At 67.4% G+C, this 16,341-nt stretch carries 16 protein-coding genes; 10 read left to right on the top strand and 6 right to left on the bottom strand.

Features of this window, described 5'->3' with window-relative positions:
• The first annotated feature begins 12 nt into the window (after positions 1-12).
• Both TSH20_RS15145 and TSH20_RS15140 read left to right on the top strand, forming a co-directional pair.
• The gene (locus TSH20_RS15145) at positions 13-978 is read left to right on the top strand and encodes a glutathione S-transferase family protein (protein ID WP_109075522.1); all 966 of its coding nucleotides are present in this window, start codon (positions 13-15) and stop codon (positions 976-978) included.
• 62 nt (positions 979-1,040) lie between these two features.
• A complete protein-coding gene (locus tag TSH20_RS15140; protein WP_109075521.1) occupies positions 1,041-1,412 on the top strand; it encodes a hypothetical protein in 372 nt (123 codons plus the stop codon).
• 13 nt (positions 1,413-1,425) lie between these two features.
• Here the strand turns inward: TSH20_RS15140 and TSH20_RS15135 are convergent, their stop codons facing one another.
• Entirely contained in the window at positions 1,426-1,800 is a 375-nt protein-coding gene (locus tag TSH20_RS15135) for a hypothetical protein (RefSeq protein WP_109075520.1), read from the bottom strand.
• A 225-nt stretch (positions 1,801-2,025) separates the two neighbouring features.
• Between TSH20_RS15135 and TSH20_RS15130 the strand changes: the two genes are divergently transcribed.
• Positions 2,026-4,020 carry a SpoIIE family protein phosphatase gene (locus TSH20_RS15130; protein ID WP_109075519.1) on the top strand — a complete coding sequence of 665 codons (1,995 nt, stop codon included), beginning with the start codon at positions 2,026-2,028 and terminating at the stop codon, positions 4,018-4,020.
• 90 nt (positions 4,021-4,110) lie between these two features.
• Here TSH20_RS15130 and TSH20_RS15125 read toward each other — a convergent pair whose 3' ends face one another.
• Positions 4,111-5,235 (bottom strand): DNA topoisomerase IB, encoded by a 1,125-nt coding sequence (locus TSH20_RS15125; RefSeq protein WP_109075518.1) that lies wholly within the window; start codon positions 5,233-5,235, stop codon positions 4,111-4,113.
• A gap of 129 nt (positions 5,236-5,364) precedes the next feature.
• On the opposite strand from TSH20_RS15125, the gene TSH20_RS15120 reads away from it, so the two are divergent.
• Positions 5,365-5,688, top strand: coding sequence for a hypothetical protein (locus tag TSH20_RS15120; protein WP_109075517.1), 324 nt, complete (start codon positions 5,365-5,367; stop codon positions 5,686-5,688).
• Position 5,689: 1 nt separating this feature from the next.
• Here TSH20_RS15120 and hemF read toward each other — a convergent pair whose 3' ends face one another.
• Positions 5,690-6,577 carry an oxygen-dependent coproporphyrinogen oxidase gene (hemF, locus tag TSH20_RS15115; protein ID WP_109075516.1) on the bottom strand — a complete coding sequence of 296 codons (888 nt, stop codon included), beginning with the start codon at positions 6,575-6,577 and terminating at the stop codon, positions 5,690-5,692.
• Complete coding sequence (locus TSH20_RS15110; RefSeq protein ID WP_109075515.1) at positions 6,574-7,056, bottom strand: tRNA (cytidine(34)-2'-O)-methyltransferase; 483 nt, start codon at positions 7,054-7,056, stop codon at positions 6,574-6,576. Before TSH20_RS15110 ends, hemF begins: the two co-directional genes overlap by 4 nt.
• Before the next feature lie 272 nt (positions 7,057-7,328).
• Between TSH20_RS15110 and petA the strand changes: the two genes are divergently transcribed.
• From petA to TSH20_RS15090, 4 genes are all read left to right on the top strand, one after another.
• On the top strand, positions 7,329-7,898 hold the full coding sequence (gene petA / locus TSH20_RS15105) for a ubiquinol-cytochrome c reductase iron-sulfur subunit (RefSeq protein WP_109075514.1): 570 nt from the start codon (positions 7,329-7,331) through the stop codon (positions 7,896-7,898).
• A gap of 28 nt (positions 7,899-7,926) precedes the next feature.
• On the top strand, positions 7,927-9,195 hold the full coding sequence (locus TSH20_RS15100) for a cytochrome b/b6 (RefSeq protein WP_109075513.1): 1,269 nt from the start codon (positions 7,927-7,929) through the stop codon (positions 9,193-9,195).
• Positions 9,195-9,956, top strand: coding sequence for a cytochrome c1 (locus TSH20_RS15095; protein ID WP_109075512.1), 762 nt, complete (start codon positions 9,195-9,197; stop codon positions 9,954-9,956). Before TSH20_RS15100 ends, TSH20_RS15095 begins: the two co-directional genes overlap by 1 nt.
• A gap of 113 nt (positions 9,957-10,069) precedes the next feature.
• On the top strand, positions 10,070-10,621 hold the full coding sequence (locus TSH20_RS15090; RefSeq protein WP_109075511.1) for a DUF924 family protein: 552 nt from the start codon (positions 10,070-10,072) through the stop codon (positions 10,619-10,621).
• 4 nt (positions 10,622-10,625) lie between these two features.
• On the opposite strand, the gene TSH20_RS15085 is transcribed toward TSH20_RS15090, so the two are convergent.
• Positions 10,626-11,504 carry a response regulator gene (locus TSH20_RS15085; protein WP_109075510.1) on the bottom strand — a complete coding sequence of 293 codons (879 nt, stop codon included), beginning with the start codon at positions 11,502-11,504 and terminating at the stop codon, positions 10,626-10,628.
• A 203-nt stretch (positions 11,505-11,707) separates the two neighbouring features.
• On the opposite strand from TSH20_RS15085, the gene TSH20_RS15080 reads away from it, so the two are divergent.
• A complete protein-coding gene (locus tag TSH20_RS15080; protein ID WP_109075509.1) occupies positions 11,708-13,156 on the top strand; it encodes a diguanylate cyclase in 1,449 nt (482 codons plus the stop codon).
• Here TSH20_RS15080 and TSH20_RS15075 read toward each other — a convergent pair.
• Positions 13,128-14,576 (bottom strand): short-chain fatty acyl-CoA regulator family protein, encoded by a 1,449-nt coding sequence (locus tag TSH20_RS15075; protein WP_109075508.1) that lies wholly within the window; start codon positions 14,574-14,576, stop codon positions 13,128-13,130. The genes TSH20_RS15080 and TSH20_RS15075 overlap by 29 nt on opposite strands.
• Positions 14,577-14,807: 231 nt before the next feature.
• On the opposite strand from TSH20_RS15075, the gene TSH20_RS15070 reads away from it, so the two are divergent.
• Complete coding sequence (locus tag TSH20_RS15070) at positions 14,808-16,340, top strand: acyl-CoA carboxylase subunit beta (RefSeq protein WP_109075507.1); 1,533 nt, start codon at positions 14,808-14,810, stop codon at positions 16,338-16,340.
• The last annotated feature ends 1 nt before the right edge of the window (position 16,341 follow it).

Genomic DNA, 16,341 nt, shown 5'->3' with positions numbered 1-16,341 from the left:
GAGGAGGGAGCCGTGGGCCTGCTGATCGACGGACAGTGGCACGACCAGTGGTACGACACCAAGAAGACCGGCGGCGCGTTCGTCCGGACGGAGGCGCAGTTCCGCGACGGGGTGTCGGCCGACGGCTCCACCCCCTACCCGGCGGAGGCCGGGCGCTATCACCTGATGGTGTCGCTGGCTTGCCCCTGGGCGCACCGCACGCTGATCTTCCGCAAGCTGAAACGGCTGGACGGGGTGATCGGCGTCAGCGTCGTCGATCCGCTGATGCTGTCGGACGGCTGGACCTTCGCCGAACCGGAACCCGTCACTGGCGCCCGCCGGCTGTACGAGGTCTATCTGAAGGCCAGCCCCGGCTACAGCGGCCGGGTGACCGTTCCGGTGCTGTGGGACAAGAAGACCGGCAGCATCGTGAACAACGAGTCGGCGGAGATCATCCGCATGCTCAACCGCGAATTCGACGCCTTCACCGACGTGCGCACCGACTTCTGCCCGCCGGAACTGGTGGAGGAGATCGACCGCGTCAACGCCTTCGTCTATGACGCCGTCAACAACGGCGTCTACAAGGCCGGCTTCGCCACCTCCCAGGACAAGTACGAGGCCGCCTTCGACGCGCTGTTCGCCGCGCTGGACGGCATCGACGCCAAGCTGGCGACCCAGCGCTGGCTGGCCGGCAACCGCCTGACCGAGGCGGATTGGCGCCTGTTCACCACGCTGGTGCGCTTCGACGCCGTCTATGTCGGGCATTTCAAGTGCAACAAGCGGCGGATCGCCGACTATCCGCACCTGTCGGGCTATCTGCGCGACCTCTATCAGGTGCCGGGCGTGGCGGAGACGGTGAATTTCGACCACATCAAGCGCCACTACTACGGCAGCCACGCCACCATCAACCCGACCGGCATCGTGCCGAAGGGGCCGGAGCTGGACCTCGACGCCCCGCACGGCCGCGGTGACCTTGGGCCGGATCCTCTGGAATCGTAACGGATCGCTTCCCCGGCGGTTGTCGATAAGAGAACGACAACCGTATGAAGGGGATACGTCCGATGCGTACAGTCATCCTGGCGGCCGCGGCCGTCCTGGCCCTCTCGTCACCGGCGCTGGCCCAGAGCGGCCAATCCCAGAATGGGCAATCGCAGAATGGATGGGGCGGGGCACTCGACCAGCTGAACCGTGCGGTCAACCCCAACGCCTACCCGCAGGACCGCAACGACCGCGCCGCGGAAGACCGCGACCTGAACCGCGACGGCCGCCGCTACGAAGGCTCCTCCGGCAATCGCCGCGGCAATGCCTACAGCGACTATTCCGACCGCGACCTGCGCAACCAGTATGAGCGGCTGAGCGAGGAGCAGCGCCAGATCCGGCAGAACCGCCGCGCCATCGAAGACGAGATGGACCGCCGCGGCATCAGCCGCTGAGCAGAGACTGCCGTCAGGGCTTGTAGCAGCGGGCCATGTCTTCCGGGTTGCCCATCGCCTCGCACTGGAAGCCGTTGGAGAATTTGAAGCGCAGCGGGCCGGTCTTGCGGACGCTGACCACCGGCTTCTTGCCCGCATCCTGGAATTCCACCCAGGCGGAGCTGTCGAAGCGGGTCTGCAGCCCATTGCTCAGCTGCACGCGGCCCTGACGGTCCTTGATGACCTGGATCCCGGTGTTGAACAGCAGATTCGGTCCGTCGGGCTTCGCCGACAGGCCGTTGGTGCAGTTCACCCCCTCCGGCTTGACCGCGACGCATTCGAAGGGATGCGGCTGGCCGGCGGTGAGGACCATGGCATAGACGGCGATTTCCAGGACATTCATCGGCATGGGCGTGCACCAGCGGGAAGGCGGCGGATCCTGTCCGTCTTACCGACCATCTGGTTACGAAAGAGATAATGTCGCGCCCGCGGTTGAATCTTGCGCATGATGCTCCGGCGGAGCGTTCTGCCGCAAGTCCACGCCGACCGGCGCCTGGACTTGCGCGCCCGGGACCGGTAGAAGCGGTGGCAAAGGCAAATTGCTTGTTCAGCCACAGGGGGCGGGCGCAAACCCATGACGTTCCAACAGCGTTTGATCCTGCTGGTCACCGGTCTGGTGCTGCTGGCGATCGCGGCGGTCACCACGACGATGGCCTGGACGACGCGCGCCGCCCTGACCGAGCGGATCGAGGCGGAGGCGCGGCTGACCGCCGGGCTGCTCGCGCGCGGGGCCGCCCAGGCCCGCGACATCCCGCAGGAGGTCGACGCCCTGCTGTCTGAACGGCTGCTGTCGGAAGCGACGCTGACCTCCCATCTGGTGGCGCTGGCGGAAGCGGCGAAGCAGTCGCCGCGCGCCATCAACGACCGGCTGAAGCAGATCGCCGAAGCCGGCGGCCCGGACGAAATGTGGATCACCGACAACCGCGGCCGGGCCTATCTGCACAACCTCGCCGGTCCCGACCCGGTCTTCGGCCAGGATGCCAAGGGCGGGCCGCGCCATGGCGCTTATACCGGCCTGCTGAACCGCTCCCCCGCGTCGGTGGTTTCCGAACCGGCGATGGAGAACGGCCGGCTGATGAAGTTCGCCGGCGTGACCGGCGTCGACAAGCCGCGCATCGTCCAGGTCGGCACCGACGTGCGGCGCCTCGCCGACATCGTGCGCAATTCCGGCACCGACGGCCTGATCGACGGGCTGCTCGCCACGCGCGCGGTGGAGGGGGCATGGCTGCTCGACCGCGACGGGCGGGTGCTGGCCCGTGGGGCGGTGATGGGTGACGGGGCCGGCGGTCCGCTGTCGGACGCCGACATCGCGGCGGCGAAGGCGGTGGTGCCGGGCGGCGACGTGGCGATCCGCGTGTCGGGCAACAGCATGCTGGCGCTGGCGCCGATCCGTTACGCCGGCCCCACCACCGCCGCGGGTTCGGCGGCGGGCGTGCCGACGGTCGCCGTGGTGCGGGTTCCCTATACGGAGCCGGGGGCGATGCTGAGCCGCCAGCTGAAGATCGGCGGTCTGGTCGGTGTCCTCGTGCTGGCGCTGGGCGTCTATGCCTGCGTGCGCTTCGCCCGCGACCAGATGGCGCCGGTGGAGCGGCTGAGCGAGGCGGTCAAGGCGGTGGAGGCCGGCCGCTTCAACCCCTTCACCCTGAACGAGGCGGCCGACCGCGACGACGAGTTCGGCCGGCTGTCGCGCGTCTTCCGCCGCATGGCGATGGAGGCGAGCGCACGCGAGGAGACTCTCGACGCCCAGCTGGTCATGCGCGGGGCGGAGCTGGAGACCAAGACGGAGAAGCTTGCCGCCGCCGAACAGCTGATCGAGGAGGAGCAGCGCGCCGCCCGCGACGTGCAGTCCAACCTGCTGCCCCGCCAGCTGCCGGTCGGCCGCGACAGCCAGTTCTACGCCATGCTGCTGCCCGGCCACACGGTCAGCGGCGACTTCTATGACGTGATCGAGCTGGACGAGCGCTACAGCCTGCTGGTCACCGCCGGCGTGTCGGGCGGCGGCGTGCCGGCGGCCTTCCTGATGCTGATGGTGCGCGGCGCCATCCGCGAAGCGGCCCGTCCCGGCGTCGGCCCGGCGGCGATCCTGACCCTTGCGAACGAGCGGCTGTGCGGCGAAAGCCCCTTCAACGGCTTCGCTTCCGTCTTCGTCGCCGTCTATGACCGTGTCGCCGGCACGCTGGTCCATGCCGCCGCCGGTCATCGCGGCGCCTGCCGCATCACCGCCGACGGCGGGGTGGAGTTCCTGACCGCCACCGGCGGCCCGGCGCTGGGCGTCCGCCGCGGCGCGCCCTATGCCGAAGCTGTGGTGACGCTGAACCAGGACGAGACGCTGTTCCTGTGCACCGACGGCGTGCTGCGCTCCGTCGACGGCCAGCGCGAGCCCTTCGGCGAGGAGCGCCTCGCCGCCGCCCTGGCCCACAGCCGCGGCATGTCCGCCCGCGACCGCACCGAACTGGTGCTGCGCAGCGTGCAGTCCCATGTGGGAGCGGACGGCCTGATCGCCGGCGATCTGGTCTGCCTTGTCATGCGCCGCCTGCTGCCGGTGACGGAGACGGCGGAGGCGGTTTGAGGTCGCAGCGTTAGACCCCCACCCCAACCCTCCCCCGCCCAGCGGGGGAGGGTTGGGGTGGGGGCATCCGAAGTCCGCACTTAACCACCCCTACCGCTTCTCCCGCGCCCGCGCCGCCGTCTCCCGCTCCAGCCTCTCGCGCAGGAAGGCCAGCACCGCGGCCTCTTCACCACTCAGCCCCGCCAGTTCGTTGCGCAGCTCGGCCTCGACCTCGCGCTTCAGCGACTCCAGCAGGTCGCCCTCCAGATAGGCGTCCAGCACCTCGGGGTGGACGTAGCTCTTGCGACAGACGCTGGGAGTGTTGCCCAGGCGGGTGGCGACCTGCTCGATGGCGCGGGTGACGTTGCGCTTGGCGGCGCTGGCGCTGTCGAAGCTCTCGAACTCGCGCAGAGCCATGGCGGCCAGCACCGTGCCGGCCCAGGTGCGGAAGTCCTTGGCGGTGAAATCGGCGCCGGTCGCCTCGCGCAGATAGGCGTTGACGTCGCCGGAGGTCACGGCGTGGCGCTGCCCGTCGCGGTCGAGATACTGGAACAGCTCGTCGCCCGGCACGTCGCGGCAGGCACCGACGACGCGGGCCAGCCGGCGGTCGCGCAGCGAGACGTTCCATTCCTTGCCCGACTTGCCCTTGAAGGAGAAGCGGACCTCCGACCCCTCGATCTCGGTGTGGCCGTCGCGCAGCGTGGTCAGGCCATAGCTCTTGTTCTCGCGGGCATAGCTCTCGTTGCCGACGCGGATCAGCGTGGTTTCCAGCAGGCGGACCACGGCGGCCAGCACCTTCTCCCGTGGCAGGCCGCGATTGCCGAGGTCGGCGTTCACCCGCTCGCGCAGATGCGGCAGGGCGCGGCAGAAATCCAGCATGCGGCCGAACTTTGTGCCCTCGCGCAGTTCGGTCCAGCGACGGTGGTAGCGGTACTGCTTGCGCCCCTTGGCGTCGCGGCCGGTCGCCTGCAGATGGCCGTCGGGATCGGGGCAGATCCAGACGTCGCGGTAGGCTGGCGGGATCGCCAGCTTTCGGATGCGCGCCAGCGTGTCCTCCTCCGTCACCTGCGCCCCGTCGGGCCACAGGAAGCGGAAGCCCTTGCCGTAGCGCCGCCGCCGGATGCCGGGCATCTCGTCGGAGCTGTAGGTCAACCCGGCGCAGGCGGCTTCCTGCTCGGGCGAGGGGGTATCCGCATCGGATGGGGCCAAATCGGGCGGGGGGAGGGTGCTGTCCATACGGCCAACAACGGCCGGCAAGGGGATTGGTTGCCGCCATCCCCTTTGGAGAGGGTTTCTTCGCAGTTGCAAAAACCCTATCCTGGCACCGCCGAACCCCGTCCAGAACCCCGAATGGAGCGCTTGAGCATGGACCGCAAGCCGGACGAAACGACGCTGACCGCCCATCTGCCGAACCTGGAAATCCAAATCCGCCACCGCGAGGCCGGCGACGACGGCGCTGAGGTGATCGCCATCCAGTTCCGCGCCACCCCGTCCTTCGACGCCGTCGCCAAGCTGCTGGCCCCCAGCCTGATGACTCCGCTGCTGCTGGCCGGCCCCGTCGGCGGCAAGCCGGGCGCCAACCCGATGGCGGCCGGCATGGCCGAGCTGTGGATGGCGCCGATGCGTCTGTGGGGCGAGATGGTGCGGCAGGCCTGGGCGCCCTGGCTCCAGATGGGACAGCGCCGTTAAGTCACGGCCACTTCACCTCGGGCGGCAGGCTCATCAGGATCGCCTCGGTGTTGCCGCCGGTCTTCAGGCCGAAGGTGGTGCCGCGGTCGTAGAGCAGGTTGAACTCCACATACCGGCCGCGGCGGACCAACTGGTGCTCGCGCTGCTCGGCGGTCCAGGGGCGGTTCATGTGCCGGCGGACCAGGGCGACGTAGGTGTCGAGGAAGGCGGTGCCGACGTCGCGGGTGAAGGCGAAGTCGGCCTCCCAGTCGCCCGACTCGAGATTGTCGAAGAAGATGCCGCCGACGCCGCGCGCCTCGTCGCGGTGCGGCAGGTAGAAATAGCGGTCGCACCACTCCTTGTAGCGCGGATAATAGTCCGGGTCGTGGCGGTCGCAGGCGGCGCGCAGGCCGGCGTGGAAGTCGGCGGTATCCCGGTCGTCCGGGATCATCGGTGTCAGGTCGGCGCCGCCGCCGAACCAGCCCTTGGTCGTCACAATGTGGCGGGTGTTCATGTGCGTCGCCGGCACCAGCGGCGAGCGCATGTGCGCCACCAGACTGATCCCCGACGCCCAGAACGCGCCGGTCTCGGCGGCTCCGGGGATGTTGGCGCGGAATTCCGGGCTGAAGGTGCCGTGGACGGTCGAGATGTTGACCCCGACCTTCTCGAACACCCGGCCCTTCATCACCGACATGGTGCCGCCGCCGCCCTCGCCGCCGCCATGATCCGGGCGAGCCCAGCTCTTGCGCTCGAACCGGCCGGGGGGCAGGTCGGCGTGGGTGCCGGTCAGCTCGTCCTCCAGCGTCTCGAAGGCGGCGCAGATGCGGTCGCGCAGCTCCTGGAACCAGGCGGCGGCGCGGGCCTTGCGGTCTTCGACGGTGCTGGGGTCGGCTGACGTGGCGGCAGTCATGGCGTTTCCGGCTGTGCAGAGAGGGGCTGGAGACCTGCGGCGGCAGTCTGCCGCAAGGCCTCACCCAACACCATCGCGGCGCTGACCGCAACGTTCAAGGAGCGGGCGGGCGGCACCATCGGGATCACCAGCCGGGCGTCGGCGGCGTCATGCACCTCGTCGGGCACCCCGGCGCTCTCACGGCCGACCAGGATGCGGTCGCCGGGGGCGAAGCGGAAGTCGGTGTAGGGAATCGCCGCCCGCGTGGTCAGCAGCACCAGCCGCCCGGCCTGCGGCGCCGCGCGGTATGCGGACCAGGAGCTGTGCCGTACCCAGTTCAGGTGGTCCAGATAGTCCATCCCGGCGCGCCGCAACCGGCGGTCATCCAGCACGAAGCCGCAGGGTTCGATCAGGTCGAGCGCGACGCCGAGCCCCGCCGCGAGTCGCATCAGGGTCCCCGCATTCTGCGGAATGTCGGGTTCGAACAGCACAAGGCGCAACGCGGGCCTTGCTTCGAAGTGTTTGTTTTGCATACAAATGTTCTTGCCCTTCGCACACGCGACAAATTGTCCCCCGGCCAAGGACTTTTCAAGATGTCGACGCGACGGTATACCGCAGGTCTGAATCCGGAGATACCCACTCCGGAAGGACGCGGCATGCCTGAGGGTTTTCCTTCCGGCGGGCGGGCAAGCCGCGTCTTGCAGTATTACGGTCCATCGGTCGTCCGGCGCGGGCAAAGGGCGTCGGGCATGCCTTGAGGAGAAACAGGCTTATGGCTCAGACCACGCATCCGCCCGGGACGGGTGGCCACGCGGCCTCCGGCGGCGAGGGGGGTTCCCGCCGCGATTTTCTGTATCTTGCCACCGGTGCGGTCGGCGTCGTCGGGGCGGCCTCGGCGGCTTGGCCCTTCATCGACAGCCTGAACCCGGCGGCCGACACCCTGGCGCTCGCCTCCATTGACGTCGATCTGGCCCCCGTGGCCGTCGGCCAGGCGATCACGGTCACCTGGCGCGGAAAGCCTGTCTTTGTCCGCCACCGCACCGCCGAAGAGATCGAGTCCGCCAAGACGGTCAATCTGGGCGACCTGCGCGATCCGGTTGCCGACGATGCCCGCGTGAAGAAGCCGGAATGGCTGATCGTCATCGGCATCTGCACGCATCTGGGCTGTGTGCCGCTCGGGCAGAAGGTCACCGATCCGCGCGGCGACTATGGCGGGTGGTTCTGCCCCTGCCACGGCTCGCACTACGACACCGCTGGGCGCATCCGCAAGGGCCCGGCCCCCGCCAACCTTGTCCTTCCGACGTACGCCTTCACCGGCGATACCAAGATCCGGCTCGGTTAAGCGGCCCAACGGTTCTGGAGACCCCGAGATGGCTCAGGTTCAAGCCACCAAGTTCAAGAATCCGGTCGTGAACTGGATCGACAGCCGCCTGCCGATCTTCACGATGCTGGATCACGAGTACAACCACTACCCGATGCCGCGGAACGTCAACTATCTGTGGGCGTTCGGTGCCATTGCCGGCATCATGCTGGTCATCATGATCGCCACGGGCCTGTTCCTGGCGATGCAGTACTCGTCGCACACCTCGCTGGCCTTCAATTCGGTCGAGCGCATCATGCGCGACGTGAATTACGGCTGGCTGCTGCGCTATGTGCACGCCAACGGCGCGTCGATGTTCTTCATCGCCGTTTACATCCACATGTTCCGCGGCATGTATTACGGCTCCTACAAGGCGCCGCGCGAGATCCTGTGGATCCTGGGCGTCATCATCTTCCTCGTCATGATGGGCACCGCCTTCATGGGCTATGTGCTGCCCTGGGGCCAGATGAGCTTCTGGGGCGCCACCGTCATCACGAACCTGTTCTCGGCCTTCCCGATCGTCGGCGATCCCATCGTCACGCTGCTGTGGGGCGGTTTCTCGGTCGACAACCCGACGCTGAACCGCTTCTTCGCGCTGCATTTCCTGCTGCCCTTCGTCCTGCTGGGTCTGGTGATCCTGCACACGGCGGCGCTGCATGTCTGCGGTTCGAACAACCCGCTCGGCATCGAGCCCAAGGGTCCGCAGGACACCGTTCCGTTCAACCCCTACGTGACGGTCAAGGACGGCTTCGCCGTGGTGATCTTCCTGATCATCTACGCGGTGTTCGTGTTCTTCATGCCGAACTACATGGGCCATCCGGACAACTACATTCCGGCCAACCCGCTGGTGACCCCGGCGCACATCGTTCCGGAATGGTACTTCCTGCCCTTCTACGCCATGCTGCGCGCGATCCCGGACAAGCTGGGCGGCGTGCTGGCGATGTTCGGCTCGATCGCGCTGCTGGTCTTCCTGCCGTGGCTCGACCGCTCCAAGATCCGCAGCTGCAAGTTCCGCCCGGTCTACCGCCAGTTCTTCTGGATCCTGGCGATCGACGCCCTGATCCTGGGCTATGCCGGTTCCCAGCCGGCTGAGGGCTCCTGGCTGCTGATCGCGCGTATCGGCACCGCCTACTACTTCTTCCACTTCCTGATCCTGCTGCCGTTGCTGGGCAAGCTGGAGCGCACGCCTCCGCTTCCCACCAGCATCTCCGAGTCCGTTCTGAAGGGCGGTGGTGGCATCGCCGCCGGCGCCCATGCCAAGCCGATGGAGAAGGCCTGATGCGCGCGTTGAAGACTGCAATCCTTTCGGCGGCGCTGGCGCTCGGCATCGCCGGGGCCGCGCAGGCCTCCGAAGGCGTGCACATCCCCAAGCAGAGCTGGCCGCATTCCGGCATCTTCGGCACCATCGACAAGGCGTCGGCGCAGCGCGGCTTCCAGATCTACAAGGAAGTTTGCTCGGCCTGCCATTCGATGCATCTGGTGCCGATCCGCACGCTGGCCGGCATCGGCTTCAAGGAAGACGAGCTGAAGGCGCTCGCCGCCGGCTATGAGGTGCAGGCCGGCCCGAACGACGCGGGCGAGATGTTCATGCGTCCGGGCGTCCCGGCCGACCGCTTCCCGTCGCCGTTCCCCAACGATCAGGCCGCCCGCGTGGCGAACAACGGCGCGCTGCCGCCGGACCTGTCGCTGATGGCCAAGGCCCGCGTCGGTGGCGAGGATTACATCTACGCCTTCCTGACCGGCTTCGAGGAGCCGCCGCCCGACGTCCACATCATGGACGGCATGAACTACAACAAGGTGTTCCCCGGCCATCAGGTCGGCATGCCGAACATCCTGCAGCCCGACGGCGTCGCCTTCGCCGACGGCACCAAGGCGACGGTGGAGCAGCAGGCGCACGACGTGGCGACCTTCCTGACCTTCGTCGCGGAACCGCACCTGGATGCCCGCAAGCAGATGGGCGTCAAGGTCATCCTGTTCCTGCTGGTGCTGGCCGGCCTGATGTACGCCGCCAAGCGCAAGCTGTGGAGCACGCTGCACTGAGCCCGACGGTTCGGTGAGGTGATGTGAGACCTGGACAGGGCGCCCCGTTGGGCGCCCTGTTCCTGTTTGGGGGTATAGCTCATCGGGCGTCAGACGCAGGGGTGGAGAGAACGATGGTGGACAAGCTGATCGACGAGATCGTCGATTTCTGGTTCGACGAGGCGATGAAGCCCTATTGGTTCCGCAAATCGGCCAGCTTCGACCGGGCGGTCGCCGATACGCTGGGTCCGCATTACGAGGCGGCGGCGCGCGGCGCGTACGATCATTGGATGGAGGATGTCGACGGCTGCATCGCGCTGTGCGTGCTGCTGGATCAGGTGCCACGCAACATGTTCCGCAACGATCCGCGCGCCTTTGCCACCGACGGCAAGGCGCGGGCCGTCAGCGACCATGCCGTCGCCAACGGCTTCGATCTGGAATGCACGACCGACGAGCGGATCTTCCTTTACCTGCCCTTCGAGCATCACGAGGACATGGCGAGTCAGGACCGCTCCGTCGCCCTGTTCACCGAGCGGGTGGGCGATGAGACGACTGTGCGCTATGCCCGGCGCCACCGCGAAATCATCCAGCGCTTCGGCCGTTTTCCCCACCGCAACGCCATCCTCGGCCGTGCAAGCACGCCCGAAGAGGATGCCTTCCTGAAAGAGCCGGACTCGTCCTTTTAAGGTTTCAGACCGGCGGCGGCGCCAGCCAGCGTTCCAGGGCGCCCAGCAGGTCGGCGCGCCGCACCGGCTTGGTCAGATAGTCGTTCATCCCGGCGGACAGGCAGCGGATGCGGTCTTCCGGCTGGGCGTTGGCGGTGACGGCGATGATCGGGATGCGGCCCCGCCCGTCTCCCAGCCGGCGGATGGTGGCGGTCGCCGTCACCCCGTCCATGTCGGGCATGGCGACGTCCATCAGCACCGCTTCGGGCGGAACCGGCGCCTGGGCGACGGCCTCCACCGCTTCCGCTCCGCCATTGGCGGTTTCGACCGAGAATCCGGCTTTGGCGAGCAGCCCGGCGACCACCATGCGGTTGGTGGCGCTGTCGTCCACCACCAGCAGCCGGCCGCCGCGCGCGCGCGCCCAATTCATCAACCGCTCGGCGTCGGTGGTGCGGGAGGGCAGGGCGACCGGCATGTCCAGCACCGCCCGCCGCATCCCGTCGGCATGGTGTTCCACCGTCATCTGGGCGCCCAGCGCCGCCAGCAGGCGCCGGGCGAGTTCCTGGCCGAAGCCGGTCTCGCCATGGCTGTCGAAGCGTCCGGTCAGTTCGGCCCGCAGGGTCACGCGCTCATCCCCCGCCGGCAGGGCCGACAGGCGCACGTCCAGCCGTCCGGGGCCGGCATTGGCGATGGCGCTGGCGGCCAGCGCGTTGCACAGCGCGCCTGCGGTTTCCGCATCGCCCACCAGCCGCGGCGGCATGCCGCTCAGCACGCTCACGTCCAGGGCGATGCCGCGTCCCTGGGCCAGGGCCGCGGTCGATACCGACAGCATGCGGGCCAGCGCTTCGGGAGCGAAGGCCGTCCCCCGCCGGTTGGGGGCGTGATGCAGATTGTCACCGTCCATGGCCCGCCATTGGCAAAATGCGAAGCAGCTTGCAGCGATCGGGCCGGAAAACGACCGAGGTCAGCGCTCCGGCCGATCTTGCGACACATTCTCAGCAAGTTACGGGCCAGCGACGCATCATTTAGCAAGCCCTGATCCACGAAGCGCGTTATCCTGCCGCCGATATACCTGGGTAGGCTGGCCGACGCCGGAGAAGTGGCTCTATGGCAGAATCGATGTCCGGGCGACCGTTGGGCCGGCTGCGGCACCTCCTGGCGGCACTTGCGGTTCCGGTACAGCTGCTGGCCAGTGCGGCGGCGCATGGCGGCGAGTCGATTCCCTATTGCACCGATCCGGACTGGCCGCCCTACGAATCGATCACCGCCGACGGAAAGCACCAGGGAATCGCCGCGGACCTGCTGTCCCTGGTTTCGCAACGCTCCGGGGTGGACCTGCGTGTCCTGCCGACCCGTGATTGGGAGGACAGCATGGCGGCGGCGCGCGATGGGCGTTGCCGCTTCCTCAGCTTTCTGAACCGGACGCCGACGCGCGAGGAGTGGCTGGCCTTCACCGAACCGCTGTTCGTCGATCCCAATGTGCTGGTGACGCGGGAGGGTCACGATTATGTCGCCGATCTCGCCGGGGTCAGCGGCGAGACGATGGTGCTCCCCAAGGGCACGTCGATCGAAGAGAGGGTGCGGCGCGATTTCCCCAACCTGCGCATCGTCCTGGTCGGTACCGAGGCCGAGGCATTTGCCATGGTTTCCCGCGGCAAGGCCGACATGACGCTGAGATCGCTGACGGTCGCCGTCTACACCATCAAGACGGCCGGCTGGTTCAACCTGAAGGTTGCGGGCCATCTGCCGGGTTATGAGAATATGCTGCGGATCGGCGTGCGCCGGGACGAGCCGGAATTGCTGGCCGCCCTCGACCGCGGGGTTCGGACGATCTCGACCGCGGAGCGTACCGTCATCGCCAACCGGCATGTCGCCATTCAGGTCCAGTCGCCGCTCGATCCGTGGACGCTGGCGAAGCTGCTGGCCATTCCGGCGGCGGTCATTCTGACCAGCCTGTTCTGGATCCTGAAGCTGATGCGGGTGAACGAGCGGCTGCGGGTGCAGTCGCGCACCGACGTATTGACCGGCCTCGCCAACCGCAGCCACCTGAACGACGTCTGCCGTTCGGAAATGGAGCGGGCGGTCCGCTATGGCAGGCCGATGTCGATCATCCTCATCGATCTGGACCATTTCAAGCAGGTCAACGACCGCTACGGCCATGTCTTCGGCGATCAGGTCCTGGTCGAGTTCGCCGGTCTGGCCCGCGAAGCGCTGCGGTCGACCGATACGGTCGGCCGGTGGGGTGGCGAGGAATTCCTGATCCTCTGCCCGGAGACCAGCCTGGAAGCCGCCTTTGCGATTGCCGAACGATTGCGGCGGACCATGCGCGCCTATGGCTTCCCCAACGGCCACCGGCAGACCGGCAGTTTCGGCGTCGCCGGCTTCCGGGACGGCGACGGCATCGACCGCCTGCTGATCCGCGCCGACAATGCGCTGTACCGGGCCAAGGGCGAAGGGCGTGACCGGGTCGTTCTCGACGGGGGTGACGATGGCGACGGGGGCGAGGCGGTCCCGACCGGCGCGAAAGTCAGCCGGACCGTGTGTCCGGCGGGTTGAACAGATAGGGCACGAAGCTGCGGTGATGCTCGTTCACCCGCAATTCGCTGCCGATCGGCGGGAAGGCGCGCTGCTGGCAATCTGTGCGCTCGCACAGGCGGCAGTTCACGCCGATCGGCACCGCCGCCTTCATGTCGGTGATGTCGATGCCGGCGGCATAGACCAGCTCCGGCGCGTGGCTCGCCTCGCAACCCAGCCCGACGGCGAACTGCCGTGACGGCTTCAGATAGGCGCCGCCGCGCTTGGTCACCGTGCGGGCGATGCTGATATAGGCGGTGCGGTCCGGCATCTGGGCGAACTGCACCAGGATCTTGCCGGGTTGGGCGAAGGCCTCGTGCACGTTCCACAGCGGGCAGGCGCCGCCAAAGCGGGCGAAGTGGAAGCGAGTCGCCGAATGGCGCTTGGTGATGTTGCCGGCCATGTCGACCCGCACGAAATAGAAGGGCAGGCCGCGCGCCCCCGGCCGCTGCAGGGTGGACAGCCGGTGGCAGACCTGCTCGAAACTTGCGGAGAAGCGGCTTTGCAGTTGCTCCACATCGTGGCGCAAGGCGCGGGCCTGCGCCGCGAAGGCGCGGTATGGCAGGACCAGCGCCCCGGCGAAGTAATTGGCGAGCCCGACCCGGCAGATCGACCGTGCGTCCTCGCTTGAGAATTTCGCCTGATCCACCAGCTCGTCGATCTGGTCGCCGAATTCCAGCAGCGCGATCTGGTTCGCCATGTGGAAGGCGCGGCTGGAACTGGTCAGCAGGGCCGACAGCCGCAGCGTGCCGGTGGTGGCGTCGTAGCTGCGCATGGCGGTTTCGCCGGCCTCGTCGGCGACGATCTTCACCCGCACGTCGTGGCGGCGCTTCAGATAGGCGGCCAGTTCGTTCAGCAGCGATCCGGAATGGATCTTCTCGGTGTCCCACAGCCGTTCCGCCGCCTCGTCCAGCGGGCCGATGTAGTTGTTGCAATAGTGGAAATAGTCCCGCACCTCTTCATACGGAAATTGCGGGCCGGCGAAGCTGTCGCCCTGTTCGCGGTTGGACAGGCTGTCGGCCAGCGACTGCACCCGCTCATGCAGCTTCTGATAGGCCTGATGCAGGCTGAGCACCCGGCGGGCCAGTTCCGGGCTGGAGCCCACCACGCTGCGCAGTTCGCCCGCGGTCAGCGGCGCGCCGACGAACAGCGGATCGGCCAGCGCCTCGCGCAGGTCGGAGACCAGCCGGCTGTCCTCGTCCTCCAGGAAGGCGGACAGTTCCAGCTCGAAGATGGCGGCGATCCGCATCAGCACCGGCAGGGTCAGCGGGCGCTGGTTGTTCTCCAACTGGTTGAGATAGCTGGGAGAAAGCTCCAGTGTCTTGGCCAGCGACGCCTGGGTCAGGCCGCGCTGTTCGCGCAGGCGGCGCAGCTTGTAGCCAAGGAATAGCTTCTTTTGCATGCGTATAAATTCCCGCCCCGGCGACGGCCTTGGAAATCCGCCGTTCTTCGCAATCTTAGCAAGCGCTAAGCCGCAATTGCAAAGGGCTTCGCAACTTCGCACGTTTTTGCGAAGAGGCTGTTTGAAGCGCTGCGAAGTTTGTGAATAATCCGCGGCGTTCCGGTGAATGATTGCGTCGCTTGCCGCCGGAGCGGGGACCGTCACTGCGACGCCAAGGATTGGAAACGCCCGATGCAAGACATTCTGGCCAAGTTGGAGTCCAAGCGCGCCGCGGCGCGGCTGGGCGGCGGTGAGAAGCGCATCGCCGGCCAGCACGCCAAAGGCAAGCTGACCGCGCGCGAGCGGATCGACCTGTTCCTCGACGAAGGATCGTTCGAGGAGTTCGACATGTTCGTCGAACATCGCTGCATCGACTTCGGCATGGAAAACCAGAAGGTCCCGGGCGACGGCGTGGTGACCGGGCACGGCACCGTCAACGGCCGCCTCGTCTTCGTCTTCAGCCAGGACTTCACGGTCTTCGGCGGCGCGCTGTCCGAAGCGCATGCCGAGAAGATCTGCAAGATCATGGACCAGGCGCTGAAGGTCGGCGCGCCGGTCATCGGCCTGAACGATTCGGGCGGCGCCCGCATCCAGGAAGGTGTCGCTTCGCTCGGCGGCTATGCCGAGGTGTTCCAGCGCAATGTCGATGCGTCGGGCGTCATCCCGCAGATTTCCCTCATCATGGGGCCGTGCGCCGGCGGTGCGGTGTACTCGCCGGCCATGACCGACTTCATCTTCATGGTGAAGGACAGCTCCTACATGTTCGTCACCGGCCCGGACGTGGTGAAGACCGTCACCCACGAGGTCGTGACCGCGGAAGAGCTGGGCGGCGCCGTCACCCACTCCACCAAGTCGGGCGTGGCCGATCTGGCCTTCGAGAACGACGTCGAGGCGCTGCTGCAGCTGCGCCGCTTCGTCGATTTCCTGCCGTCCTCCAACCGGGAGAAGGCGCCGGTCCGCCCCTGCAGCGACCCGCTCGACCGCGAGGACTTCTCTCTCGACACGCTGGTGCCGGAGAACCCGAACAAGCCCTACGACATGAAGGAGCTGATCCTCAAGATCGTGGACGAGGGCGACTTCTTCGAACTCCAGCCGGAATACGCCAAGAACATCCTCATCGGCTTCGCCCGCATGAACGGCTCCACGGTCGGCATCGTCGCCAACCAGCCGATGGTTCTGGCCGGCTGCCTGGACATCGACAGCTCCAAGAAGGCGGCGCGCTTCGTCCGCTTCTGCGACGCCTTCGAAATCCCGATCCTGACCCTGGTCGACGTTCCCGGCTTCATGCCCGGCACGTCGCAGGAGTACGGCGGCATCATCAAGCATGGCGCCAAGCTGCTGTACGCGTACGCCGAGGCCACCGTGCCGAAGGTGACCGTCATCACCCGCAAGGCGTACGGCGGCGCGTACGACGTGATGTCGTCCAAGCATCTGCGCGGCGACCTGAACTATGCGTGGCCGTCGGCTGAAATCGCGGTGATGGGCGCCAAGGGCGCGGTGGAGATCATCTTCCGCAGCGACATCGGCGACGCCGAGAAGATCGAGGCGCGTACGGAAGAGTACAAGCAGAAGTTCGCCAATCCCTTCGTCGCCGCCTCGCGCGGTTACATCGACGACGTCATCATGCCGCACGGCACCCGCCGCCGCATCACGAAGGCGCTGTCCATGCTCAAGAACAAGCAGCTCCAGAACCCCTGGCGCAAGCACGACAACATTCCGCTGTGAG

Source organism: Azospirillum sp. TSH20 (genome assembly GCF_003115935.1).
Classification (GTDB): Bacteria; Pseudomonadota; Alphaproteobacteria; order Azospirillales; family Azospirillaceae; genus Azospirillum.
The sequence above is the reverse complement of the archived record's forward strand: the minus strand, read 5'-3'. Positions and strand labels throughout refer to the sequence as shown.